The sequence below is a fragment of the Mesobacillus sp. MER 48 genome (assembly GCF_023714225.1).
GTDB lineage: Bacteria > Bacillota > Bacilli > Bacillales > Cytobacillaceae > Mesobacillus > Mesobacillus oceanisediminis_A.
Window position 1 is genome coordinate 548,706 of record NZ_JAMAUR010000001.1, and the last position, 25,264, is coordinate 573,969.

The window sequence follows — 25,264 nt, forward strand, 5'->3', positions numbered from 1 at the left end:
CTTATCCCTCCTGCTGCTTGCAGCATTCAAAAATCACGGATTCAAGGACATCAAACCCTTCCTCCATCTGCCCGTCTGTTATGACAAGCGGAGCGAGAAGCCTGATGACGTTACCATAAAGGCCAGCGCTCATTAAAATCAATCCGCGCTGATGAGCCTTCGCAAGCACCTCCTTAACAATCTGTCCATTCGGCAGCCCATTTTCATCGAAAAATTCGATTGCGCACATTGCTCCTAATGACCGGATATCACCAATCTCCGAAAACTGTTTTGCCAGCCCTCCGAATCTCTCCTGAAACTTATCTCCAAAAAAGTTTGCTTTCTCGAGAAGTTTTTGCTCTTCTATCATTTTAACGACTTCGATCGCTGCAACACAACCGAGAGGACTTCCTCCATATGTTCCGCCAATTTCTCCAATGCCGGCTGAATCCATAATTTCGGCCCGTCCAGTCACCGCGCTGATTGGAAGTCCGGCTGCGATCGATTTTGACATGGTCATCAGATCAGGTATCACTCCGTAATGTTCCATTGCGAACATCTTCCCTGTCCTGCCAAAACCTGTCTGGATTTCATCTGCAATAAAGAGGATTCCATACTTTTCACATATCTTTTTCACACCTTGCACAAAGGGCTTTGATGGTATGTTAAATCCACCTTCACCCTGGATGGGTTCCATGATGACCGCGGCAATTTCCGTGCCTGGCACCTCACTCTGGAAAAATGTCTCAAACTTCTTCAGGATATAAGCATCCAGTTGATCGGGGGACATGCTTTTCTCCTGTGAATATACAGGGTAAGGCCATTTATAGGTTTCTGGTGCAAATGGGCCGAACTGGTACTTGTACGGTTTGACCTTGCTTGTCAGTGACATTGCCATATACGTCCTGCCATGAAATGCCCGTTCAAAGGAAATGATCCCTTTTCTGCCGGAAAATTTCCTGGCGATCTTTATCGCGTTCTCAACTGCTTCTGCACCCGTGCTGAGAAAAAAGGTCTTTTTATCATGGTCTCCAGGCGTGATGTTGTTCAGCACTTCAGCCAGTTCAATATAAGGTTCATACATCATCACATGAAAACATGGGTGAAGATAACGGTCAATCTGTTCATGGAGCGCATTTACAACCTCTGGCGGACAATGTCCAACATTGAGGGTGCCGATTGCACCTGCAAAGTCAATGAATGTGTTCCCGTCTACATCGGTCAACAGGGCACCTTCGCCACTTTCGGCAAAAGATTTGATCGTATTAAATGGACCAACAGGAATATTCTTCTCTTTTCTTTCCAGCAAAGCCTTCGCCTTGGGACCGGGAATGGCTGTTTTGATCTTAATATCTCCCACTTTTTGACTCCTCCTAATTGAAATGATGGCAGTTTGGTTGACACAGGTTTTACAAGTCTGCTTTCATTTCTAACTTCATTGTTTAAAAGCTTTATAATACTTGCTTCACCCCAATGCCAGTAAAAAGCTGTTATTCACTGATTTCACACCATTTAAGCAAAGTGAGGGCAATGATTTCGGCGGTTTCAAATACATCTTCAAGCCTGATATATTCGTTTGCCTGATGTGCCGTTTCAGTTACCCCAGGCCCAAAAACCACAACCGGTATTCCGCCGACTTTTGAAAGGATTCCGCCATCTGTCGCCCAAGGGGAGGCTTCAATTAAAGGCTCCTGTTCTTTGACACCTTTATAGCTTTCGGATAAGTCTCGAATCAGTTCATGCTCTGGATCCAGGTCGCCCGGCAGCCAGCTTGCGCCGAACCATTCTAGCACAGGGTTGTTTTCTTCAAGCCATGTATCAGCATTGCTTACTTGCGATAAGGCTGCAGCCATTTCCCGTTTTGCTTCCTCCTGGGTTTCGTTCGGCGCAACCCCCATCCTGCCTTCAATGATCGCCAGGTCTGGAACAGAGGATGGCCAGTCGCCAGCCTGAATTTTGCCGATATTGATTGGAATTGGTATTGGAATACTTTTAAAAAACGGATCTGTTATTCTCTCGTTTCTTTCCGTCTCCAGTTTTCTCAGTCCATCAATCACCTGCATCGCCTTCTCAATCGCATTGACTCCCTCATACCTTGTGCCGCCATGGGCACCTTTGCCTTTAACTAAAATCCTGAACCACATGGACCCCTGCTGCTTAGGAAAAAGCTTCATGTTTGTTGGTTCCGGAATGATTGCGGCATCCGCCTTATAACCTCTCAAGACTGCAGCAAGCGACCCGGCACCGCCGCTTTCTTCTTCGATTACGCTCTGGAAAATGACATCTCCTTTTAACTTGATCCCTGAATTCTTTATAGCTTCCATCGCCATCAGCAAGGAAGCAGTTCCGCCCTTCATATCCGTCGACCCCCGGCCGAAAAGCTTGCCGCTTTCAATATATCCGCTGAAAGGGTCCCGATCCCAATCCTTGGTGTCACCAGCGGGTACAACGTCGATATGGCCATTCAGGATCATCGACTTTCCTCCGCCCGTCCCCCTCATGATTCCTACCGCATTAGGGTTGCCTTTGAAGTTGCTGCGATCAGAGCAAAACGCCGGGTGGCCAGACAATCCGTCACCTCCGATTTCCCAAATATCCATTTCAAAGCCTAATTCACGGCATTTTTCAATCACTACAGCCTGTGCTCCACTTTCTTCTCCCCTCGTACTTGGCTCCTGTACCATTTTTTGCAATAGGCGTGTTCCCTTGATTCTGTTTTCCTTAATATATTTCCGCACCTTTTCCTCAGCAGATTGCACGATATCAACCCCTTTAATAATCAATAACCCGAAGATCCTCCGCGATCGAGAAATCACAGGCTGTTTTAGCAGTAATCTCAGCAATGGTATATGGCGCAAAAAGCTCAGAGAGAATCATGGAGCCTTCATTTATTTTAAAAACTGCCAGGTCGGTGATCACCAAGTCGACACAGTTTGCCGCAGTCAATGGCAAGGAGCATGACTTCACCAATTTGGACACCCCGTTCTTATCTGTGTGGTTCATCAGCACGGCAACTTTCCTGGCCTTTTGTGCCAGTTCCATCGCCCCACCCATTCCCGGCACTTTTTTGCCCGGGACAATCCAGTTCGCAAGGTCTCCCTTTTGGCTTACCTGCAAAGAACCCAGTATGGTAAGGTCAACCCGCCCGCGTCGGATCATTCCGAATGCCACCGCACTGTCACAATAAGAAGAACCTGCAACGACCGTAACCGGGAACCCGCCCGCGTTGCATAAATTTTCATCTTCCCATCCCTTTTCAGGGGATGCGCCCATTCCGACTATCCCATTTTCGGCATGGAACATTACCTGTGTTTCCCGTGGCAGGTGGTTAGGAACAAGAGAAGGAATTCCAATGCCCAGATTGACTACCATCCCGGATGTAATCTCCTCGGCAGCCCGCTTCGCCATTCTATTCCTGACATCTATTCCCATGCCCATTTCCAATTCACCCCACAAGATGGAATCACCATATCCACGAACACACCGGGCGTCACTATTTCCTCGGGGTCCAGACTGCCAAGCGGAACAATTTCTTCAGCCTCGGCAATTGTGAACTTCCCCGCCATCGCCACAAGCGGATTCGTATTCCTCGCGCTTTTATCGAAAACCAGGTTTCCGTATGGATCGGCTTTTTTGGCATAGACAATTGCCACATCTGCCGTCAGCGCTGTTTCAATTAAATACTCTTTGCCGTTAAGGGTCAGCTTTTGTTTGCCCTTTGCAACGAAATCATGATCGACCCCAACATCTGTTAAAATAGCGCCAATCCCCATTCCACCTGCCCTTATACGTTCCGTAAGTGTGCCCTGCGGCGAGAACTCGACCTCCATTTCCCCTCTGGTCATCAGGTCGCCTGCAACAGGATTCGAGCCGATATGAGAGGCAATCACTTTCCTGGCCCTCCTGCGGCTGACAATTTTACCGATGCCGATTTCCGGAAAGCCTGTATCATTTCCTATCAACATAAGATTTTTGATGTTCTTTTCCAGAATGCCATCTATCAGGGCTGGAGGAGAACCGACTCCTCCAAACCCGCCAAACATCAAGGTCATTCCGTCATAGAAATATTCCATTGCCTGCTCAAGCGCAGCAATTTTTCCAAATGGATTTTCCATCTACTCTTCAACTCCATTTTCAAAAGGAAATCCCAGTGTTTTATATACTTCAACGAATGTTGTTTTCAAAAGGGCAATCAGTTCGTCAATTTCACGCTTCGTGATTGTAAGCGGGGGTGCGATGATAACCGCGTCACCTGAAAGCCCATCAAGGCCTGCCGCCGCAGGATACAGCAATATCCCGTGGTCCCTGCCAGTTCTGACAACCAGCTCCGTCAGTTTTACACTCTGGTCGAACGGAATTTTCGCTGCAGGTAATTTGACAAACTCCAAACCAAGAAGCAACCCTTTTCCCCGCACATCCCCGATAAAAGTGAATTGTGTTTTAAGGCGATCGAGCTTATTTTTGAGATAAACAGACCTCGATTCTACATCTTTCAAAATATGATTGTTTTCAAGGTATTCCAAAACAGCCAAAGCTGCTGCACATGATTGAGGGTTTGCGCTTAGAGTGTGACCGCTCATGATCACTTTGGAACCCTTCAGGATCGGTTCCATCACATGGTCACTTACAACGGTCGCTGCTATTGGTGCATAACCAGCCCCCATCCCCTTGCCAAGGGCGACAATATCGGGAATGATATTCCAATGCTCCATTGCCAGCATCGACCCAGTCCTGCCAAACCCTGTCATTACTTCATCTGCGATAAATAATATATTGTTCTCATCACAAATCTTTTTAATTGTTTCGTAGTACCCTTCCGGTGGCGAAATCGCTCCGCCGGCTGCACCAATCACAGGTTCTGCAATAAATGCGGCAATATGGTCAGCTCCAATCCTTTTTATTGCCCCCTCCAGCTCCATGGCGCATAAATAACCGCATTCCGGCGCTGATTTTTGGTATGGACAGCGATAACAGTAGGGAGGCGAAATCGTCGGGAATTCCTCGAGCAATGGCACAAACCTCGCTCTTCTTCCGGGATGTCCTGACATCGAGAGTGCACCAAGCGTGATACCATGGTAGCTGACCCATCTAGAAAGTATTTTGATTTTTGACTTCATCCCTTTCTCTTGCCAGTACTGAATTGCAATTTTCAAAGCGGTTTCGGTCGCTTCTGACCCACTATTTACAAAGAAACTCCAGTTCAGGTCAGCAGGCAATGAATCAGAAATTTTTTCAGCCAGCTTTTCTGCCGGCTCACTGGTGAACTGAGAGCGATAGACAAATGAAACTCGCTTGGACTGTTCATACATCGCAAGAATGATTTCCGGAACTCCATGACCGATGTTTGCCGTTACAGCCCCGGATGCAGCATCAAGATACTTCTTCCCGTCTTTGTCAAAAAGGTAGATGCCTTTACCATAGTCAATCTCAGGATAGCTCTCATCCAGGGCAGGTTTGATTAAATAGGACGACCTCATAATTTCACTCCATTCACCGCAATTAAAATCAAATGGACATTCTGTAAATTGTATGAAAACAAAACGGGAATCTTTCTTATATATGAAAAAATTACGCCATACAGCCTAGGGCGTTAACGTGAGGGGGATTTTTTATGGAGTCCGGTACTAGCCTGCATTTAGGGAGTCTGCGGTTATACTATTTGAAATGCGACCGCGGGCTTGCTTTGGACAGCTTTGGGGGTACTACTCGTAAAGCTGGCCGAACTTGGGCTTGCTTCGGACAGCATTGGGGGTAATGCACAAAAAGCTGGCCGAAACCAGGGTTGCTTCGGACAGCTTTGGCGGCAATACACGAAAAGCTGGCCGAACTCAGGGCTGCTTCGGACAACTTTGGTCCTAATGCACAAAAAGCGGTCTGAACTTCGGACCGCTCCGGTTTCAATTTTCATAAAATGCCGTTCAAAGTGCTCCATAGTACAACAGAAAAATAACAAAAAAAGACACCATTATAAAAGGTGCCTCCATCATGAACTATTCGTCTTGTTCGATAAAGATTTCAGTTTTGTCACTGGCTGCCTTAACGGTAGCGAATGACCCGATCGGCAGGGTGGCAAATGGCTGGACATGTCCGAAATTGACATTTGCGATGATCGGTATATTCCTTAATTCTACTTTACTCAAGATGATTTTTCTTAATGCCTCTTCTGTGACATTGGAATTCTTTTGGAAACGGCCAATCAATAGAGCTTTTATTGAGGCTGCGTCTGGTAGGTGAAGAAGTGACTGGAGATCCCGGTCAAAACTTCTTGAATGGCTTTCTTCATCATCTTCAATGAACAGGATGCTGTCTTTCAGGGATGGCATGAATTCTGTACCCTGAAGCAGGTTCATTGTGCTAAGATTGCCGCCGATCAACTTCCCGCTTGCTTCTCCTTCCCGGATGACCATATAGCCATCGTTTTCGTGGAACGTCCGATTTTCCTGTTCGAGATACCAGGCGTCATCTGACCAAGTTTCAGAAGGAGAAATTTCATATGGTGCATCATTTGTAACTGCATCCAAAAAAGAATTCAATGTATATTCCAACCCATGTTTCACGCCAAAGGTTGAAAAATGTGGGCCTGAGTATGTTACAAGCCCGGTTTTCTTATAGATTGCCAGCTGCAACGCCGTAATATCGCTGTAGCCGCAAAAAACCTTCGGATTGGAAGCGATCAAATCATAGTCTATGTATTTCAGCAGCTGGTTGGAATTGTATCCGCCTATGGCCGTTAAAATCCCTTTTACATTCGGGTCGGTAAATGCTTCATGCAAGTCCTCGATCCGTTCCTCAATCGAAGAACTGAAAAACTCATCATGAGCATCTGCATACTTTCCAAACGTCACCTTAAAGCCCAGCTGCGTCAATCTCTCAACAGCCAGGTCTAGTTGAGCTCCCTTCAGAATGATCATGCTTGTCGCTGGTGCGATGATCCGAATCTCATCCCCAGGCACTAACTTGGGTGCAAACATATTCTCCCCGCCTCTTCAATGATATCTTCTATTTTATCAAAGAAAAGGCAGGGTGTAAGCATGTTCTGGTCTTTCAATTTGTTCTCAGGATCTATACAAGTGCAGGCTCAGTTTTTCGTCCCGTTTTTGACTTCTCGATAATGTCTGTTGCAATCCAGACTCCGCAGGCACTTGCCTGTGCAAGTCCGCGAGTGATGCCGGCACCGTCTCCGCCAACATACAGGCCGCTTATTTCTGTTTCAAACTTGTCATTCAGCTTCGGCCGTGCTGAATAGAACTTCGCTTCAACTCCATAGAACAGCGTATGTTCAGAAGCAAGTCCAGGCGTAACCTGGTTCAATGCTTCCGTCATTTCCACAAGACTCTTAAGGGTGTTATACGGAAGGACCAAACCTAAATCTCCAGGTACTGCTTCCTTTAAGGTAGGTTCAAGGAATCCCTCTTTGATTCTTTTTTCCGTTGACCTGCGGCCCTTTAAAATATCTCCGTATTTTTGCACAATCAGCCCGCCGTTGGAAAGGCTGTTCGCCAAACGGGATATTTCATGCGCGTATTCATTCGGTTTATCGAACGGATCAGAGAATGTATGGGACACGAGCAAGGCAAAATTCGTGTTGTTGCTTCCAAGCTTTGGATCCTTATAGGCGTGGCCGTTTGCAAGCATGATTCCGGAATGGTTCTCGACAACTACATGTCCCGATGGATTGCTGCAGAATGTCCTAACGCTGGTCCCTACTGAGGTATTGAAAATGAACTTTCCTTCGTATAGATGTTCATTTATTTCCTCCATGACGACATTGGATGTTTCGACGCGGACGCCAATATCGACCTGGTTATTGATCATCTTAAGCCTTCTTTTTTTCAAAAGCTGTGTCAGCCATTTGGAGCCGTCACGGCCCGGGGCAACTACTACTTTATCAGCATAAATTTTTTCCCCGTTCCTAAGCTCAACACCTGTGACTTTATGGCCGTCATGCGTTTTTTCAGTAATCAAATCCTCGATTTCTGTCTTGAACGCCATATCCACCTTTTCTTTTAAGTATTCAAAGATATCCTTTAAAATCTCAAGATTCTGTTCTGTACCAAGGTGGCGAACCTGGGCTCTGAGCAACTTCAAGCCAGCGGCATAACCTCTTCGTTCGATTTCACGGACTTTATCTGTCATTGGATCAGTTATACTTTCCGTTGCACCATGCTTGAGATTGATCTCATCTACATATTTTATCAGTTCGACAACTTTTGAATCAGGCAGGTAATCCGTCATCCAGCCGCCGAATTCACTTGTTATATTGAATTTCCCATCTGAATAGGCACCTGCACCGCCGAAACCATTGGTGATCGAACACGCCGGCAGGCATCCTGCAAAATCCTTTTTCCCAGCTGGCGGCGGGCATTTTTCAATTTTCTTTTGTAAAATCGGGCAGTTCCTTCGATAAATATCATGTCCCTTATCCACTAACAGAACATTAGCTTCAGGCATCTTTAACGATAATTCATAGCAAGTGAAAATCCCTGCTGGACCTGCTCCAACGACAATCACATCATAGTTTGTTTTCATTCTGCATCCCCCGCCATTATCAGTTTTTTGCTTAACCAATGGTAAATATAACAAATAACACCCACGCAGTCAACCAAAACACGAACTATAAATAATAAAAGCAAAATAAATGTTCGTGTTAAACCGGGGGCATATTAAGAGGCTGTCTGTTAGCAGACAGCCTCGCAAACTATTTAAAAAGCGTTTTAAATTGCTATATTTTTACCAGTTATAGCTGCAGCAAGCACCAATGATGATTAACAAGATAAACAGAACAACGATCAATGCAAAACCGCCGTATCCGTAACCACAGCCAGCACCTGCGACTCCTGCATATGGGTAACCTCCGCCACAGAAAGTGCCATAAGTTGGAGCTGTTGCCATTGGGGCAGTTACAGGCATTGGGGCATTATCATATCCGTACATTTAAAAACCACTCCTCGTTTGTTTTTGAATTGCTTTCCCTTTACGGTATGATATGGGTACTTGACCCGTTTGTGCATTAGCCTATTTTTTTTAATTTATCATTTTTCACAGCCATGCCGACTTTTCAATTCATTCATGGCGGGTAAAGGTTAAAATGGAATAATAGCAACCAATGTCCGGAGGGTACAGCCAAGTATGAAATCTAACGCTAAAAAAATTTTAACCTTATTTTTCCTTACGGCCGCAGTGATTTCCTTTTTAGCGATTCAATCAGAACATTACTTGTCCGAGGATTTAAATGTTTATGAAAAAATCTCCGCCGGTTCGTCGATCAATTACCTGATTATCGGTGACAGTATTGGGCGGGGTGCTGGAGCAGAAAGCAAAGACCTTAGGTGGTACAGCCAGTTCGAGGTGCTTCTAAAAGATTTCAGCGGATCCCGGGCACGCCGAAATAGTATTGTCCAGAGTGGAGCGACTGCTTTTGAAGGATTATACAAACTGCAAAAAGCCCCAAAATTCAGTGATGTCGACCTCATTTTTATTGTTTTTGGCGAAAATGATCGTAAATATATGGACGCTGAGCAATTCACTTTTTTCTATGAGAGACTGATCAGAAAAGCAAAAGAGCGATATCCCAACTCTGAAGTGATCACGATCATCGAGAATCCTTTAAAGCAGGAGGAATTTGCTGACGCAATTAACAGAGTTTCTGACCATTACGGCGCTAAGCCATTAGACATGCGAATTCCTTTCAAGGAATCTGGCATGCTGACAGAACAGCTGACGACTGATATGGTGCATCCGAATGGAAAAGGATATCAACTTTATGCGTACTCTATTCTGGAGTTGATCAAAGATAATATCCAAAAGGAAAGGGATATTGCCGGATATCCTAAACCCTTGACCAGGAATCAAGCAATCTCTCTGTCTGAAAAAAAACATTTCTCTGCCCGTAAAGGGTTCCGAAGGCAAAATGGTATAAATATAAGCAAGCGTCCCGGGGATTTTCTGGAATATGAGTTTGAGGGCTCCATTCTCGGGGTGACAGCAATAAGAAGCCAGGACGGTGGAATGGTCAAAGTTTATATAGACGGTAATTATGTAAGTACCCTTTCTACCTGGTGGCCGTTCTCACGGGAGCGGTTCTTATATATAGCAAGCGGCCTTGAGAACGGTCATCATACGGTCCGTTTTGAAACGCTAAAAGAGGCATCCTTGCATAACAAAAGTGACATATCGATGATCCAGATTTCTTCGATCATCGTCGCTGTCGATGAAGAAAAATAATATAGAAATTTCCTAAAGGAAAGTGTATGATACTTTCTATATGCCCACCTTAACAGCAAATTGTATGAATGTCCCGTGACTTGGGAAGCTTTTTGCAGGGCAGCAATAATTCCTGAAGGAGATACTATGAGAAGTATATTCAAAAATTTCATTAACGGCATCCTTACCATTGTCCCGATCATACTCGTGATCTATGTGATTTATAAAACCTTTATGTTTTTGGACAGTTTGCTTGGAAATTTGCTGAAGCCCCATTTAAAAGAAAGCTATATTCCAGGTATCGGCCTGTTGACAACATTGGTTTTGATAACATTCCTCGGCTGGCTGTCGACCCGGTTCATTACAGGCAGCATCATTAGGCTGGTTGACAGACTTCTGGAAAAAATCCCTTTGGTCAAAACGATTTATTCTGTCATCAAAGATACTGTCCATTCTTTTCTCGGGGATAAAAAGTCCTTTTCAAAAGTGGCTTTGGTTACGATCCCAGGAACAAACATGAAAAGTCTCGGTTTCATTACTTCTGAGAACCTTCAGGCGTTTCATGAACCATTATCAGGTCATATTGCCGTTTATGTACCTCAAACTTTTCAAGTTGCCGGTTTTACGTTCTTGATTCCAAAAGAAGACATCGAAATTCTCGATGTAAAACCTGAGGATGCAATGAAATTCATCCTTTCAGGAGGAATGACTTCCTCAAACGGAGAGAAACATGTGAAACAAAACAGCCGCTGACATAAATCAGCGGCTGTTTTCTATTCAAAGGTCACTTCAAGAATTGGAGTGGATCCTTTCTCAACATTGCTTTCAGTCAATTTCTCTAATGAGGATGCCTGGTCGGTGTTAGTGATGATAATTGGGGTTATAGTACTCTTCGCTTTTTCACTGATGATCCCTATATCAAAGGATACAAGTTTATCCCCTGCCTTTACCTGATCACCTTGCTTCACATGTGTTTCGAAGCCTTCACCATTTAAGGAAACCGTCTCCAGCCCAATGTGGATGAGAATCTCTGCCCCGTTTTTAGCCCTGATCCCTACCGCATGTTTTGTAGGGAAAACTTGGATGACTTCACCGTCTACCGGCGCAACAACTATGCCATCTTCCGGTTTAATCGCCAAACCGTCACCCATCATTTTTTCAGAAAAAACAGGATCAGGAACTTCATTCAGATCGACTGCTTTCCCGGTAATTGGTGCCAGAAGCTTGATTGTTTTAATTGGTTCCTCCTTTTTTCCAAACAACTTTTTAAACATAGGTACCATTCCTTCCTGCGTATTTTTATGTTCAATCCTGGAACAGTTTTAGTAACTCACCATAACCTTCTTCTTCCAGCTTTTCTTTCGGAACAAACCTCAACGCTGCTGAATTGATGCAATACCTCAGTCCATTTTCACCCGGACCATCATCGAATACGTGTCCTAGATGGGAATCCGCACTTTTGCTCCGCACCTCGGTCCTGACCATGAAATGGCTCAAATCCTGTTTTTCGATGATTTCTTCCTCTTGGATTGGTTTTGTAAAGCTCGGCCAGCCGCAGCCCGCATCATATTTATCCCGGGAGCTGAATAACGGTTTTCCTGAGACGATATCTACATAAATCCCTTCCCTCAGGTCATTCCAATATTCATTCCGGAATGGTGGTTCTGTCCCATTGTTTTGTGTCACTTCATATTGCATCGGCGTCAGCCTTTTCTGTAAATCTTCTTGATTCTTTTTCATTTTCTACTCCCCCAATGTTCCCGGATATAAGCTTCACGTCCTGAACCTTTATGATAAGCATTATATCGTTCCGGATTTTTTTTATAATAACCCTGATGATAGGTCTCAGCAGGATAGAAGGTCTTCGCCGGCAGAATTTTTGTCGCAATTGGCTTCGAGAACTGTCCGCTCTCACCAAGCTTCCTTTTCGACTCTTCAGCAAGCTGCCTCTGTTCTTCATCATGATAGAAGATGGCGGTCTGGTATGATTGGCCCCTGTCATAAAACTGTCCGCCCGGGTCGGTCGGATCGATTTGCTGCCAGTATAAATTCAGAATCTCCTCGTAAGGAAATACCTCCGGATCAAATGTAATTTGCACAGCTTCATAATGGCCGGTAGTCTCACTGCAGACCTCTTCATATGTAGGGTTTTCCTTCGTGCCTCCTGTATAGCCCGACACAACACTGTAGATTCCCGGCTGCTCATCAAATGGCTTCACCATACACCAGAAACAGCCTCCGGCAAATGTCGCAAGCGCCCGATTTCCTTTATTCATGATTCCACCTCTTCCAATTTCTAAATAACTCCACTTAAATACTTATTCCCTATTGTATAACTTTTAAAGCAAAAAACCCATTCATTACACTCAACAGTAAAAGCCCCTTCCGGAGAAGAGGCTTTTTGCTTTTGATTATTTGAATTTTGTTTTTTTGCGAATTTCTTTATTGATATTTTTCCAGTGCCTTTTTTCTTCAGCTTGTGCTTTCTTATCCACCTTCCGGTCAATATAAGCCAGTTCTTTTTGCAGCTTTTTATAGCTGGCCAGCCTGCTTACATCCAGGAGACCTTCATCAATCGCCGAACGAACTGCACAACCCGGCTCGTTACCATGGGTACAATCACGAAATTTACATTCTTCAGCGAACTGATCGACATCTGCAAAGCTTTCGCTGATACCCTCTTCACCTGTCCATAGCTGAATCTCTCTCATACCCGGTGTGTCAATGAGTACTGCACCACAAGGCAGCAAGACCATTTCCCGGTGTGTTGTCGTATGCTTGCCCTTATCATCGCTTTCACGAATTTCCTGTACCAGCTGTTTTTCGTATCCGGAGAAATAATTGACCAGGCTTGATTTTCCGACCCCTGACGATCCGATTAAAGCGACCGTCCGTCCCGGGCCTAGATATCTTTGTACTTCCTCCATGCCGGTTCCTAAAAGTACACTCACTGGTATGACAGGAACCCCAATGGCCACCCCTCTCACCAGTTCCATCTTTGTTTCAAGGTCATTTTCCAAATCTGCTTTGCTCAATATGATGACCGGATTCGAACCGCTCTCCCAGGCAAGCAAAAGATACCTTTCAATCCGCCTTAAATTCAGATCATCATTAAGTGAATTTACGATGAACACCGTATCAATATTAGCAGCGACAATCTGCTCCTCGGTGACCTGACCTGCAGCCTTCCTGGAAAACTTGCTTTTTCGTGGCAGGATTCCCCGGATTGTTCCTCGCATTTCACCTGGTGAGGTCTTGACGGCCACCCAGTCACCAACCGCCGGCAATTCATCCCTGCCATTTGCTTCATATGTCAATTTGCCTGAAAGAGTACAGAGATATTCACCATCTTCGAGCCATACCCTGTAACTATGCTTGTGCTCCAACGCCACCCTGCCAGGCTTGTAACCTTGGAATTGACCTTCCTCGAAAAACTTTTTTATTTCAGCAGTCATTCCGATATTTTCAAGTTTATTCATTCAATTTTTCCTCCATCATGCTTAATTAATAAAAAAACCACAGGAATGCACAGTCCCGCAGTTTGATAAGCATGTAGAAAAAAAGACGAATAGTCGATTGTTCCGCTTAGGTTAGTGGGACGTGCAATAAGTAACGGCCATCTTAAAAACATTTAACATTCTGCTCATTGCACTCCACCTGCCTCTCGTATAATTATCTTCAGTATATGGAAAAATTTTCTCTATGTAAACCCTTTTTTATAAATCCCCCTGTTCATAGCGACAGTTCCGCACCGATCATGCCCAATTTGCATATTTTACATTTGAGTATTCTATTTAGGAGTGAGGGGTATGTCCACCAGAAATCAGAATGAGTACCTGCATAAAGCTTCCATGTATGATTTATTGGCGAATTACTATAAATATATTGACCCGAATATGCATGTCAAGTACTACCATAAACATTTGCGTAACCTGAACAAAGCAGTACAGTTGATGCGTTCCTATAGTGCACCAGTTAGTACACCAAACACTTTACCGTCAATGCTGCGCTTCTTGCACGCTTCCCCCGGGCTAAAGGCTGTAGATATTTATTTAAATGGCAGCCGGGTACTGCGTGACTTTGAGTATAAAAACAATAGCAGCCATATGCAGCTGCAGCCTGGAAAGTATCAGGTTGACATCTATCCTGCAGGAGATAGCGTTTCCACCGTCATCAGCAAAAAAATAACTGTCGAACCAGGAAGGATTTACACTGCCGCAATCGCCGGACCTGCCAATAAACTTCAGCTGCTGACATTTGAGGATCACCCGCAAACACCTGTCGGAGAAACGAAAGCAAGATTTATCCATCTTTCACCAGACGCCCCGGCAGTAGACATAGCCGGAATGAATGGGGATATCATTTTCCCGAATGTATCCTTTAAGCAAGCTACCACATACCTGGCACTGACCCCAATGACCATCACACTGGAAGCAAAAATTGCAGGCACCAAAAACACCGTATTGACAATCCCGGATGTCAAACTACTGCCAAATAACGCCTATACAATTATTGCTGTTGGGACAGCAAAGGGAGAGCCACCGCTTGAAGTACTTTTATTGCAGGGATGATCCTGGCCGGGAGACCGGCCATTCTTATTTGCTTATGAATACTGCAATTCAGCAAAAGTCATGCAAAAAGGCGCTCATAAAGAGCACCTTTCTAATCTGCAGGAACCAGCAGTGTAAATTTAATATTGTCTTTCTTTAAATCAAATTCATTGACACGTACCTTTATATCACTTTTCAGCTTAAGCCGCTGCATCGATACGTATACCCTTTCTTCCTTGGGCTGGATTTCAACAGCTTCCGGCAAATGGTAGCTGTCCCGAACGAACTTTAACACAGTTGAAACGGGAAGGTTCAATCTTCCAACTGATATTGACCTTTGTTTCAGGATTAAATCTCCATTTTCCAAAGCCTGCGGTTCGAAGGTCAGCTTCAATTCCAACTCCTGACTGAAGATTGGGATTGTCCCATATAATTCAACTTCATCTGTTAGCAATACTTGATATTCAAACTGGCTATTTTTCATTTCTTCTTCTAAATAATGATTGATGACCCTGTTCAAGTCCCGTTTGTTCGTCGATACATGAAAGGCAACATCATCCATTGCCGCATTATTTCTGTCAGGCTCTATCTTCGATTCCTCAGCAGGCATTGAGATCAGAATCCAAAAGAGTAAAATCGAAGCTGCAATGAGACCCAGCAGGATAAAGAATCCTATCTTCCACTTATTTTTCACCATCAGTCTTTATAACTCCTCTGTTCAATTCTATTCATTCAGCGAATCAAGGACCTGTTCATCCAGCAGTCCATATATCCGATCGGCAATTAATTGGTAACCCCGGTCATTAGGGTGAAAATAATCTGTGTACAAAAGATTCTCTTCATTGTTCAGGAAAATATCATGGATGTCCACAAAGAACGCATTCCCGTCCCTCTCCACTATAGAAGTGCTTTCCCCATTCCACTCATCCACTATTAGATTCATTTCATCCACATCTGCAAACCAATTGTAAAATGGATTATAAAGTCCCACCAACACAATAGGGGCTTTGGGATTTAAATCGCGGATTGATGCGAATATTTCCTGTAGCTGTTCAGCGAACATCTTCTGTCCGTTTTGGAATTGATCAAGTCTTAGATTGGAAAAATTCTCTTTGACTACCTTCATTAAATCATTACCGCCGATGGTTAAAATGATTAAGTCGGCTTCCTCTACAGATGATTGCAAGTTTTTATTCTCCAGCCTTTTTAACAGCTGGTCCGTCCTGTTGCCACGAACTCCAAAATTCTCAAAATTAGCATTCCTGATTGATTTTTCGCTTTCAAGGTCATCTGCAAGATATGGTATATATCCACCGGAATTCGTACTGTCACCGACCCCCTGTGTCAGAGAGTCCCCGGCAGCAACAATATGCAGCTCCCTTGGAAAAAAAGAATCCGGCAAGGCTTCCTTTATTTCCATCCCTGTTTTCTTCACGTTATTGAAATTCCCTTTTTGCAGGTTTTCAAACGGATTGCAGGCACCTAAAAAGAAAATCATCAGGACATTAAGTAAGGTGAATTTTTTGAGCAATTTTTATCACCTACCTATGAAAAGTATAATCATTATAACATTTAATAGCTTTGTTTGTTCATTTGCTGAAGCATGCATTAGGCCCAACCTTTTATTTTAATCTGTGCAATCAGCCGGTGTGGCAGTCCCGACCGCAAAAAAACAGGCCACATAAGCGGCCTATTGAAGTGTTTTAATATCTTCGATGATCTGATCAAAAGGTACTTCTTTCAGACCTGTATAATACTTCCTCATTACTCCTTCTTGGTCAATCAGATAGAAGTCAGTTCCATGAATGACCTGGTCTCCTTCTTCAGGTTTCTTAACAAGGGCTTTAAAGCTTTCAAGCGCAAATTTTTCTATTTCTTCCTGGCTGTAACCAGTCAGGAATGACCAATTGCTGAAATCCACATTGAACTTCTGGCCATATTCTTTAAGAACTTCGGGCTTATCGACAGTTGGATCGACACTGAATGATACAATTTCTACATTCTCCAGCTTTTCTTCCTTGATCATATCCTGAAGTTTGGCCATATTAGCAGTCATCGGCGGACAAACATCCGCACAGTTCGTGAAAACGAAATCCGCAACCCATACTTTCCCTTTTAAATCTTTTTTGCTAAGCTGTTCACCATCTTGATTCGTAAATGTAAAATCCTCAATCGGATAATTTACCTCATCCTTTAATCCGCTGTTTCCACAGGCAGCTGCAAAAACCGCAACAGCAGCCATCATGATCAGCAAAAGTCCCTTCTTCACGTTCATCACCTGCATTTTCTTATAATGTCCATATCCAATTCTAGCAGACGAGTTTGAGAGAAGAAAGAAAAAGATATGAGGAAACTGTGAAAAGGACGAAACTCAATTTGTTCCATTTTGGCTTTGGGAATTTTTCATTGTAGTGAAAAAGTCTTTGATGAAGTCAGTATAATTAAAGTTAACAGCGACTTGATGGACATTAAATTCAGCCTTGCTGACCGTGTCCCTGAAATCTCCAATACTCTGTCCAAATGCCTCTCCGCGATTCACGACAATCTTGACAGGGATTTTACGGTAAACGACCATCTCCTCATTCAATAATGCCCATAAAGTAAGAACATCGTGGAGAGGCGCACCTGTCAAATCTGGATTCCGCTTCTTATAAAATTTATAGTAGTAATCGTACATGGGCTTTACAAGGCTTCCTACTTTACTACCGATTGATTGATAATATGCATCCAGCTCATCAATAAGCGCAGGTGTCACAATGGCGCCGCTGGTGACATTGAGAGGGATGATTTTGACTGGTTTTTTTGCTTGTGCCAGGACAATATTTGCAGCGTAAGGATCACCATAGAAGTTTGCTTCTGCGACTGGTGTGACATTCCCTGGTTCATTGAAAGCACCACCCATGATGTAAAAATCCTTTACTTTTTTCATGGTCTCAGGATAAAGGATGAACGCAGCAGCCAGTGATGAAAGCCTGCCGACGTTCACAATCACGATTTCATCTGGATTTTTTTCGATGATTTCCTGGATGCCATGAAAGTTTTCAAGTGTAGCATCCACTTCAAAATCAGGAATGATAGGGCCAAGCCCTTCAACGCCATGCACATCTGGTACATATTCAGGCGGCTCTCCTGTTAATGGCAATTCTGCGCCAGCGAAGGCAGGAATATCATGTCTTCCTGTCAGCTCCTGCAAATAGGCGGCATTCCGGAGCGCATCCTGTTTTGATACATTCCCGTAATCCGCCACTACGCCCAGCATATCAATTTCCTTGTTGAAAAAAGCATATAATACAGCAATATTATCATCAACTCCAAAATCGCTAAAGAACAGCACCTTTTTCGCCAAAACGAAGCACCCCCTTGTAAAATTATATTGAAAGGGTTGAAAATAATGGCAAAAAAGTAAAAAGCCCTGAATTTTACTCAGGACCTTCTGTTAGGATCGGGACCAATATCTCAAAAGTGGTTCCCTCTCCTTTGATACTGGACACTTTAATTTGACCTTTCATCCGTTCTACAATCTGGTAACATACCATCAATCCCATGCCAGTTCCCCGCTCCTTTAATGAATAAAAAGCCGTTCCCAGCCTTGAGAGCTCCTCAGCCGTCATCCCAACCCCTGTATCCTTGATTATGAAGACACCATAATCGCCCTGTTTTTCAACGGTCAAACTGAGCTTTCCTCCGTCATCCATTGCCTCGATTCCATTTTTCAGGATATTGATCAGCACCTGTTTTAATTCGCTCTTGTTACCTTTGATTTTCACGGGCTCCTTTATATCGGTGTGCAGGGATATATTCTTGGACATCATCGCATAAGAGCTCATTAGATCCATTACCTGCTCAGCCAAGTCTTTTCCTTCGATGGTTTCCAGCTTCCCTACATCAGGTTTTGCCAGGCTTAAATAATCATTGATGATCGTTTCCGCCCTGTTCAATTCTTCAATCATCAGTTTTAAATATGTATGCTCTTCTTCACTCATGTCCTTAGCGAGGAAAATTTGCAGGAATCCTTTCACTACCGTCATGGGGTTCCTGATTTCATGGGCAACAGAAGCAGCAAGCTGGCCGATTGCGTTCATCTTTTCAGCACGCTGGAGCTCTTGCTGCAGCTTGGTCCGTTCAAAAATATCCTCTATTGTGTTAATTGCTTCCTCAAGCAAAATCGATTCATTCTCTTCGAGAGAAGACTGTCCCAGTTCTCTTGATGCAGCTGATACACTTTTGAATAGCTGAGAAAGCTGGGAAGCCATCTCATTAAACTGTTCACTCAATATACTCAATTCAGACTGGTCGCGGACAGGCAGCTGTACAGTAAAATTGCCGGAACTGATTTCCTTTATGCCATAAAACAAGTCATCTACAGGTTTCATCACCTTTTTGAGGCCCCAATTCAAAATGATATAAACCGCAACTAAAATGGCGGACATCTGGACTATTAACAGGAAAAGGATTTCCATCTGATTTTGCCTGATGATCGTTGCCTCTGCATCTATCCCCAGAATCGCGACTACTTTCCCGCTATTATCCATGATAGGGGCAAAGGATGAAACCCATGATCCATACTGGTCCGAGAAAATATCTGTACTTGTCACCTTATGCTGATCCCGGCTGGCGCGAAAAGCACTTAGAAATTGATCACCTGCGTCGTAAAACATCTGAGACCCAAAGGAATAATCGCGATAAATGTCAGATGCGGCGAGGATGTATACTTTTTGGTTCTGGTATTCATCAGGCAGTATGACATACGCTCCGAGGAAAGAAGCACTTTTCTCTCCGACCATGGTCAATATTTTCTCAATCCGCTCGCTTGATTGGTTTGTCTCATTCCTGAGAGGTTCTGCATTTTTTATATCATCCGGGTCAATTGTCGATGACCAAAGCCCCGCAACCCCCTCAACCTTGTCAGCCATTTGGTCTTTCAACTGTTTAGACTGGAGGTAAAAACTTGTCCCCATAATCGAAACGACTACAACTGTTGTAATCATATAAGAAAACATCCATACTTTATTGAATATTGAAAGGTTTTTTAGATTGAATTTCATATTTTCATGGTCACTTTCCGTTCCATCAAGAGTGAATAGTTAAAAACATTCGACATTTTTTTATGATTTCCTGTATGCTTCAATAACTTTACTGACCGAATTTATAATATTAAAACTGCCTTTGTCGAGTTTGGTTTTAGCTGGAATGCAAAAAGGCCTGTGATTCAGGGTCCCAGGCCGTATCACATTCTTTATGTAATTCACTCGAAGTAATACATGAAGCCGATTGCGCCGGGGCCAGTATGGGTGCTGACGATGGGCGTTGTGTCTTCAATGGTAAAATGGTCATAGCCTGAACTTTCGAAGACAGCTTCCTTAATCTTTTCAGCGAGGCTTAACCCCTCCGCATGGACCAACCCTACCCCTTTTATGATTTTCCCTTCAGTATCTTCAGTAAATTGTTTTTTTAGATATTTAACGACTTGGGAATGACTTCTTGCTTTAGATACAGGAGTGTATTCTCCACCTTCCAGTGAGGCAATCGGCTTTATATTCAACAATGACCCAATCATCGCTTTTCCTTTACCGATCCTTCCGCCCTTTACAAGGTTTTCAAGTGTATCAACGACAACAAATAAGCGAGTCTGTTTTCTTACTGTATCCAGTCTTGTCAAAATCTCATCTACTGACTTCCCGGCGGCTGCCATTCGAGCTGCCTCAAGTACCTGAAAAGCCAATCCTTTCGAAATGAACCGGGAGTCCACCACATTCACTTTCGCACTGGACATCTGGGCAGCGCTTTCTGCCGAGCGTACTGTACCGCTCATCCCGCCTGTCATATGGATCGAGATAATTTCATATCCATCCGCAGCAAGCTCGTCATACAACTTGAGGAATTCGCCAGCAGGAGGCTGCGAACTTTTTGGCAGCTCAGAAGAAGCCTTCATCTTCTCCATGAATTCACCTGGACTGATGTCCACCCGGTCCAGATAATTTTCTCCATCAATTGAAATGGATAACGGGACTACGATGATATCCCATTTCTTAATGGTCTCATCATTCAAATCACAAGTAGAATCCGTTACTATTTTAATTTTAGCCATAATATCACATCCCTATCAAAAAACACTATTACTATTATACCTATTCGTCATAACAATTTAAAATATTTGCTTGCTCTCCTATGACTCTGCACCCTTTTTATATGTTCACCCCGAGTGAAATTTCTCGTATTCCACCCATACCGGCAGGCAGAACTGCAAAAAGAACAAAAGCGCCCTTCGAGGAGGCGCTTCAAAAATAAATCTTCAGGCGTTATTTTTCAATTCGGCAGATTTGAACAGCTGCTCATAATCCGGCCATTTCATGACTCTCTTTAAATACTCTTTGAACGAATAAAACTTTTTTGCGTTTCTTTCCTGATAGATTGCTGTAATAAAAGTTTGCAAACGGACTTGGATCATAAAATAAAAAGAACTCTCTTCTTCCAACACAGGAATTTCCACGACTTTAACCTTCTGTCCAACAACATTTTTGAACTCCAGGCTTTTGAATAACAAAATATCAATCCTCTTTTATCCCCGTTTGTTTATATTATACCTTAAATACTGGTCGAAATGTGTCTGTTTGCGCTGAATTCAAAAAAAATTAACACATTTCCCTTTAAATATTCACAACCTTAAAAGCCGTTATATTTCCGGCATGTTAGGCAGCACATATACAAAAGACAAAAAAACGTATGGGGATGCCCACACGTTTTTAAGACTATTTTTCTATTGATCCTTATTAGCTCATATGTTAAAAGGAGGTTTCCTCATCATCCATATCTCCATATTTCTCCTGCCACTCTTTTTCCTTCTTAAGCTTCCGTCTGTATACCACTTTAGACAAGTTGATGCTGACCTCATACAATAACAGCAGCGGAATCGTCACCAGTATATCTGACATGAAATCCGGAGGTGAAATAACTACTGAGATGACAACTAATATAAAGTATGCATACTTTCTGACTTTCACTAAAACATAGGGATTTATGACCCCAAGTGAGGTCAGGAACATTACGACAACTGGCAGCTCGAACAGCACTCCGAACGGGATTGTCATATTCATGATGAACTTGAAATACTTTTCCGCTGTAAAATTTGTGACCAGCATGTCCCCGCTCAATTCGACCAGGAAACTAAGTACTGTAGGAAAAATCACGAAATAGCCAAAAGCAAGACCAACGATAAATAAGATGAACAACGCCGGGATGTACGAAAGGGAAAGTTTCCGTTCAATTGGTCTGAGAGCCGGTTTGACGAACAGCCATATTTGTACAGCCAGTACCGGTATCGTACCAGCAATAGCGATGATCGTAGCGATCATGAAATAAATCCAGATTATATCGCTGGGCCCCAGGACTATTAACTTTACGTCCAAATCCCGGACAAAGAAATGATATATGTCTTTGACAAAATAAAAGCCTAAGCCAAAGAAAATAATGAAGGCAACAGCAGAAACAATCAGCCTGTTCCTCAGCTCATCAAGATGATCCACCAGATTTAATTCTTTATCTTCCATACCAATCCCCTGCCAATTCCATTTGCTGCATTTCCAATTTCATAATTAAGACTATAAACTTCAGCCTCCGAAAGAAAAAGGGGTAAGACAAAAGCATCTTACACCCTATTTAGTGACTTTAGTAATTTCCTTTTTTTCATCTTCGAATTCTTCCATAACATCACTTGTCAATTCGCGAGTTGATTTCTTGAATTCACGAAGTGTCTGGCCAAATGCACGTCCAATCTCAGGAAGTTTCTTTGGTCCAAAGATAATGAGGGCTAAGACAAGGATTAAAATCAATCCAGGAACTCCGATGTTTGATAACATATCAACATCTCCTTTTTCATATTGTAAATCTACTATGATTATAGTACTTTTCATCCACAAAGTGGAGGAATGCTGCGAAAGTTCATAAGAAATTCACAAAGGGCACAGTGTGCCAACTAATTGTGACATTTCCTATTCTATAACATTTGTCCTCAATTATCTATTATTAATGTTATACCAGTAAATTAAACAATTGATGTTCCTTGTTCAATTCCATGAAGGCAAAGCCCTTTTTCTCCATGCTGGAAATAAGCCTATTGTATTCATGTTTATTTTTCAATTCAATACCGACAAGCGCCGGCCCGCTTTCTTTATTATTTTTCTTCGTATATTCGAACCTCGTAATGTCATCTCCTGGTCCAAGAACATCATCAAGGAATTCACGCAGCGCCCCAGCCCGTTGAGGAAAATTGACTATGAAATAATGAAGCAGTCCTTCATGGAGCAAAGACCTTTCTTTGATCTCCTGCATCCTGCCGATGTCATTATTACCGCCACTCACTACACAAACGACCGATTTGCCTTTGATTTCTTCCTTCAGAAGGTCAAGGGCGGCAATTGGCAGAGCACCTGCCGGCTCAGTAACAATGGCATGCTCATTATATAATTCCAAGATAGAAGTGCAGACCTTCCCTTCAGGAACCGCGACCAGCCCGTCTACATGCTCTTTGCAAATTTCATAGGTTTTGCTGCCCACACATTTGACAGCGGCACCATCAACAAATGTATCAATATTATCAAGGGGAATTGCACCATTCCTGTCAAACGCTGCACTCATGGACGCAGCACCGCTTGGCTCAACACCAATCAATTTTGTAGCAGGGGACACGCTTTTTATGTATGTGCTCAATCCAGCCATCAAGCCTCCGCCGCCAATACTTGCCAGGACATAATCCACAGAATCCTGGCAGTCATTAAGGATTTCCACGGCAACGGTTCCCTGTCCGGCAATTACATTTTCATCATCAAATGGATGGATAAACTCCCTGCCTTCTTTCTCGGCACATTCCCGTGCCTCCCGATATGAATCATCAAAAGTGTCCCCGACGAGGACGATTTCAATAAATTCACGGCCGAACATTTCCACCTGGCTGATTTTTTGCCCCGGTGTGGTCGCAGGCATGAAGATTTTCCCGTTAACACCTAGTTGTCTGCAGGCGTACGCCACACCCTGGGCGTGATTTCCTGCACTTGCACAGACAACTCCATTTTCCAATCCATCTTCCCACAGCAACCTGACTGCATAATACGCTCCTCTTAGTTTGAAAGAACGTACATGCTGAAGGTCTTCTCTTTTCAGATAGATATCGGCTCCATATTTTTCTGATAATCGTTGGTTCAATTGCAGCGGAGTATGGGCAACAATCTCTTTAAGATGCCTATAGGCAATAAGAATATCCTCTACACTTACCCATTTTCCTTTTAATGTTTTCTGTTCCATATCATGTCACCCTCACTTTGCAAAATAATTAATTTGTTCATTATATCACAGAAAAATTATTTGTCGATTGAATTTTTAAAATATTTGAAATTCCGGGCTTTACATTGAATAAAATGAGAGTAAAATAACATATAATAACGAAAATACGCTGGAGGGAATTATAAAATGGAATTTTCTTTGAACAGTTTTGACGGGGCTTTGCCAGTAGAGGTGACTCTCGATGAAGACAACGGGCGTTATATGATTCGCAAAAGTGATACTAGTGGAGAGTTTTTCAACAGTCCTATGGAAATGGTGAAATGGATCCGCGATAATTTGAAGCCTGAGGATTTTTGCATTCCCTCAGAATTCACCAGGATGATGAATAGCCTTTCACAATTCGAATAATAAAATCCATTGCTTCGTCCAGCCAGATTTCGAGATAAAAAGACAAAGCCCCTGCGAAAAGCAGGGGCTTTCTTGGTGGAAATTTGAATTAGATCAGGAAGCAATTCTTTTTTCATCTCTAGACCGTATGATTTTGTCTCGAACATCATCAGCAATTGCGATTAAATCCTTATCCTTGTATTGCCGACTGTAAATTGGCTGACTGATGATAACATTTATTTTTGCGGGTTTGACTAGACGGCCATTCTTTTCAAAGACATCAGCCGTACCCGTAATGGAAATCGGGACGATTGGGACACCAGAATCTTTGGCAAGACGGAAGCCACCCGCTTTAAATCGGCCTACCGGTCCCCCCTTGCTTCTAGTTCCTTCCGGAAAAATCACAAGAGAATGACCTTTCTTTAACAAATCCACTCCTGTTAAAATGGAATCTGCCGCCCGTTCGCGATTTTTCCTGTCAATGAACACACAATCAATCGCTTCCATCCAGGCAGACAGTATCGGAACTTTCTTGACTTCAATCTTGGAAATGAAGCCAAATGGTTTATCAATGGCCCCAATCAGGACCGGTATATCGAAATTACCTTCATGGTTGCTGGCGAACAGAACAGGCCCTGACGGAATATTGTTCAGCCCCTGTACTTTAATCTGGGAACCCGTCAATGCCATGAACGTTTTTGACCAGTTTTTCGGCGTTTCATGGATTCTCCGCTTCTTTTGCTCAAACTCCATATCATCCGGCAACCTTTTTAATCCTGACAGTTTTGGCAAGCTCCAGACAAGATAGCCACCCATATATAAAAAACACGCAATTAAACGAAGCATTGTTTCCTCCTAAGTACATTCTT

The 25,264-nt window shown here is 43.3% G+C and carries 27 protein-coding genes; 4 read left to right on the plus strand and 23 right to left on the minus strand.

Annotated features, from left to right (window positions below; genetic code table 11):
* Nucleotide 1: 1 nt before the first annotated feature.
* The 8 genes from gabT to M3593_RS02805 form a co-directional block, all read right to left on the minus strand.
* Nucleotides 2–1,339: a 4-aminobutyrate--2-oxoglutarate transaminase gene (gene gabT / locus M3593_RS02770; protein ID WP_251540598.1), complete on the minus strand. Its 1,338-nt coding sequence runs from the start codon at nucleotides 1,337–1,339 to the stop codon at nucleotides 2–4.
* A 130-nt stretch (nucleotides 1,340–1,469) separates the two neighbouring features.
* Complete coding sequence (locus M3593_RS02775) at nucleotides 1,470–2,738, minus strand: peptidase (protein WP_144479872.1); 1,269 nt, start codon at nucleotides 2,736–2,738, stop codon at nucleotides 1,470–1,472.
* 13 nt (nucleotides 2,739–2,751) lie between these two features.
* On the minus strand, nucleotides 2,752–3,417 hold the full coding sequence (locus tag M3593_RS02780) for a 3-oxoacid CoA-transferase subunit B (protein ID WP_144479874.1): 666 nt from the start codon (nucleotides 3,415–3,417) through the stop codon (nucleotides 2,752–2,754).
* Complete coding sequence (locus tag M3593_RS02785; protein ID WP_251540599.1) at nucleotides 3,402–4,094, minus strand: CoA transferase subunit A; 693 nt, start codon at nucleotides 4,092–4,094, stop codon at nucleotides 3,402–3,404. Before M3593_RS02785 ends, M3593_RS02780 begins: the two co-directional genes overlap by 16 nt.
* Entirely contained in the window at nucleotides 4,095–5,456 is a 1,362-nt protein-coding gene (locus M3593_RS02790; RefSeq protein ID WP_251540600.1) for an aspartate aminotransferase family protein, read from the minus strand.
* Nucleotides 5,457–5,969: 513 nt separating this feature from the next.
* On the minus strand, nucleotides 5,970–6,950 hold the full coding sequence (locus tag M3593_RS02795) for a S66 family peptidase (protein WP_251540601.1): 981 nt from the start codon (nucleotides 6,948–6,950) through the stop codon (nucleotides 5,970–5,972).
* Between the two features lie 91 nt (nucleotides 6,951–7,041).
* Entirely contained in the window at nucleotides 7,042–8,508 is a 1,467-nt protein-coding gene (locus M3593_RS02800) for an NAD(P)/FAD-dependent oxidoreductase (RefSeq protein WP_251540602.1), read from the minus strand.
* Nucleotides 8,509–8,709: 201 nt separating this feature from the next.
* The gene (locus M3593_RS02805) at nucleotides 8,710–8,871 is read right to left on the minus strand and encodes a YjcZ family sporulation protein (RefSeq protein ID WP_144480049.1); all 162 of its coding nucleotides are present in this window, start codon (nucleotides 8,869–8,871) and stop codon (nucleotides 8,710–8,712) included.
* A 237-nt stretch (nucleotides 8,872–9,108) separates the two neighbouring features.
* Between M3593_RS02805 and M3593_RS02810 the strand changes: the two genes are divergently transcribed.
* Both M3593_RS02810 and M3593_RS02815 read left to right on the plus strand, forming a co-directional pair.
* Entirely contained in the window at nucleotides 9,109–10,203 is a 1,095-nt protein-coding gene (locus M3593_RS02810) for an SGNH/GDSL hydrolase family protein (RefSeq protein ID WP_144479884.1), read from the plus strand.
* A 126-nt stretch (nucleotides 10,204–10,329) separates the two neighbouring features.
* Nucleotides 10,330–10,935: a DUF502 domain-containing protein gene (locus M3593_RS02815; RefSeq protein ID WP_251540603.1), complete on the plus strand. Its 606-nt coding sequence runs from the start codon at nucleotides 10,330–10,332 to the stop codon at nucleotides 10,933–10,935.
* Nucleotides 10,936–10,955: 20 nt separating this feature from the next.
* Here M3593_RS02815 and M3593_RS02820 read toward each other — a convergent pair whose 3' ends face one another.
* The 4 genes from M3593_RS02820 to rsgA all read right to left on the minus strand — a co-directional run bounded on the left by M3593_RS02820 (nucleotide 10,956) and on the right by rsgA (nucleotide 13,661).
* Nucleotides 10,956–11,456: a PTS sugar transporter subunit IIA gene (locus M3593_RS02820; RefSeq protein WP_144479887.1), complete on the minus strand. Its 501-nt coding sequence runs from the start codon at nucleotides 11,454–11,456 to the stop codon at nucleotides 10,956–10,958.
* Between the two features lie 31 nt (nucleotides 11,457–11,487).
* Complete coding sequence (gene msrB / locus M3593_RS02825) at nucleotides 11,488–11,922, minus strand: peptide-methionine (R)-S-oxide reductase MsrB (protein WP_144479889.1); 435 nt, start codon at nucleotides 11,920–11,922, stop codon at nucleotides 11,488–11,490.
* Nucleotides 11,919–12,458, minus strand: a complete 540-nt coding sequence (gene msrA, locus M3593_RS02830; RefSeq protein ID WP_144479891.1) for a peptide-methionine (S)-S-oxide reductase MsrA — start codon at nucleotides 12,456–12,458, stop codon at nucleotides 11,919–11,921. The genes msrB and msrA overlap by 4 nt, the downstream gene beginning before the upstream one ends.
* Nucleotides 12,459–12,593: 135 nt before the next feature.
* Nucleotides 12,594–13,661 (minus strand): ribosome small subunit-dependent GTPase A, encoded by a 1,068-nt coding sequence (gene rsgA / locus M3593_RS02835; protein ID WP_144479893.1) that lies wholly within the window; start codon nucleotides 13,659–13,661, stop codon nucleotides 12,594–12,596.
* Between the two features lie 330 nt (nucleotides 13,662–13,991).
* Here rsgA and M3593_RS02840 point away from each other — a divergent pair, with 330 nt between their 5' ends.
* The gene (locus M3593_RS02840) at nucleotides 13,992–14,753 is read left to right on the plus strand and encodes a DUF4397 domain-containing protein (protein ID WP_251540605.1); all 762 of its coding nucleotides are present in this window, start codon (nucleotides 13,992–13,994) and stop codon (nucleotides 14,751–14,753) included.
* A 91-nt stretch (nucleotides 14,754–14,844) separates the two neighbouring features.
* Here M3593_RS02840 and M3593_RS02845 read toward each other — a convergent pair whose 3' ends face one another.
* From M3593_RS02845 to ilvA, 10 genes are all read right to left on the minus strand, one after another.
* Nucleotides 14,845–15,429, minus strand: a complete 585-nt coding sequence (locus M3593_RS02845) for a YpmS family protein (RefSeq protein WP_144479897.1) — start codon at nucleotides 15,427–15,429, stop codon at nucleotides 14,845–14,847.
* A 27-nt stretch (nucleotides 15,430–15,456) separates the two neighbouring features.
* Entirely contained in the window at nucleotides 15,457–16,263 is an 807-nt protein-coding gene (locus tag M3593_RS02850; RefSeq protein WP_251540607.1) for an SGNH/GDSL hydrolase family protein, read from the minus strand.
* Between the two features lie 159 nt (nucleotides 16,264–16,422).
* The gene (locus M3593_RS02855; RefSeq protein WP_483308909.1) at nucleotides 16,423–17,007 is read right to left on the minus strand and encodes an SCO family protein; all 585 of its coding nucleotides are present in this window, start codon (nucleotides 17,005–17,007) and stop codon (nucleotides 16,423–16,425) included.
* A 96-nt stretch (nucleotides 17,008–17,103) separates the two neighbouring features.
* Entirely contained in the window at nucleotides 17,104–18,078 is a 975-nt protein-coding gene (locus M3593_RS02860; RefSeq protein WP_144479899.1) for a nucleoside hydrolase, read from the minus strand.
* A 73-nt stretch (nucleotides 18,079–18,151) separates the two neighbouring features.
* On the minus strand, nucleotides 18,152–19,720 hold the full coding sequence (locus M3593_RS02865) for a sensor histidine kinase (RefSeq protein WP_251540609.1): 1,569 nt from the start codon (nucleotides 19,718–19,720) through the stop codon (nucleotides 18,152–18,154).
* 257 nt (nucleotides 19,721–19,977) lie between these two features.
* Entirely contained in the window at nucleotides 19,978–20,820 is an 843-nt protein-coding gene (locus tag M3593_RS02870) for a DegV family protein (RefSeq protein ID WP_144479903.1), read from the minus strand.
* A gap of 204 nt (nucleotides 20,821–21,024) precedes the next feature.
* A complete protein-coding gene (locus M3593_RS02875; RefSeq protein ID WP_144479905.1) occupies nucleotides 21,025–21,276 on the minus strand; it encodes a DUF2535 family protein in 252 nt (83 codons plus the stop codon).
* Between the two features lie 238 nt (nucleotides 21,277–21,514).
* Nucleotides 21,515–22,279 carry a twin-arginine translocase subunit TatC gene (tatC, locus tag M3593_RS02880; protein WP_144479907.1) on the minus strand — a complete coding sequence of 255 codons (765 nt, stop codon included), beginning with the start codon at nucleotides 22,277–22,279 and terminating at the stop codon, nucleotides 21,515–21,517.
* Between the two features lie 105 nt (nucleotides 22,280–22,384).
* Nucleotides 22,385–22,588 (minus strand): twin-arginine translocase TatA/TatE family subunit, encoded by a 204-nt coding sequence (locus tag M3593_RS02885; protein ID WP_079509461.1) that lies wholly within the window; start codon nucleotides 22,586–22,588, stop codon nucleotides 22,385–22,387.
* A gap of 172 nt (nucleotides 22,589–22,760) precedes the next feature.
* Nucleotides 22,761–24,029, minus strand: a complete 1,269-nt coding sequence (ilvA, locus tag M3593_RS02890) for a threonine ammonia-lyase IlvA (RefSeq protein ID WP_251540611.1) — start codon at nucleotides 24,027–24,029, stop codon at nucleotides 22,761–22,763.
* Nucleotides 24,030–24,194: 165 nt separating this feature from the next.
* Here ilvA and M3593_RS02895 point away from each other — a divergent pair, with 165 nt between their 5' ends.
* Nucleotides 24,195–24,416: a hypothetical protein gene (locus M3593_RS02895; protein WP_144479911.1), complete on the plus strand. Its 222-nt coding sequence runs from the start codon at nucleotides 24,195–24,197 to the stop codon at nucleotides 24,414–24,416.
* A 93-nt stretch (nucleotides 24,417–24,509) separates the two neighbouring features.
* Here the strand turns inward: M3593_RS02895 and M3593_RS02900 are convergent, their stop codons facing one another.
* A complete protein-coding gene (locus M3593_RS02900) occupies nucleotides 24,510–25,241 on the minus strand; it encodes a lysophospholipid acyltransferase family protein (RefSeq protein ID WP_251540613.1) in 732 nt (243 codons plus the stop codon).
* Nucleotides 25,242–25,264: the final 23 nt, after the last annotated feature.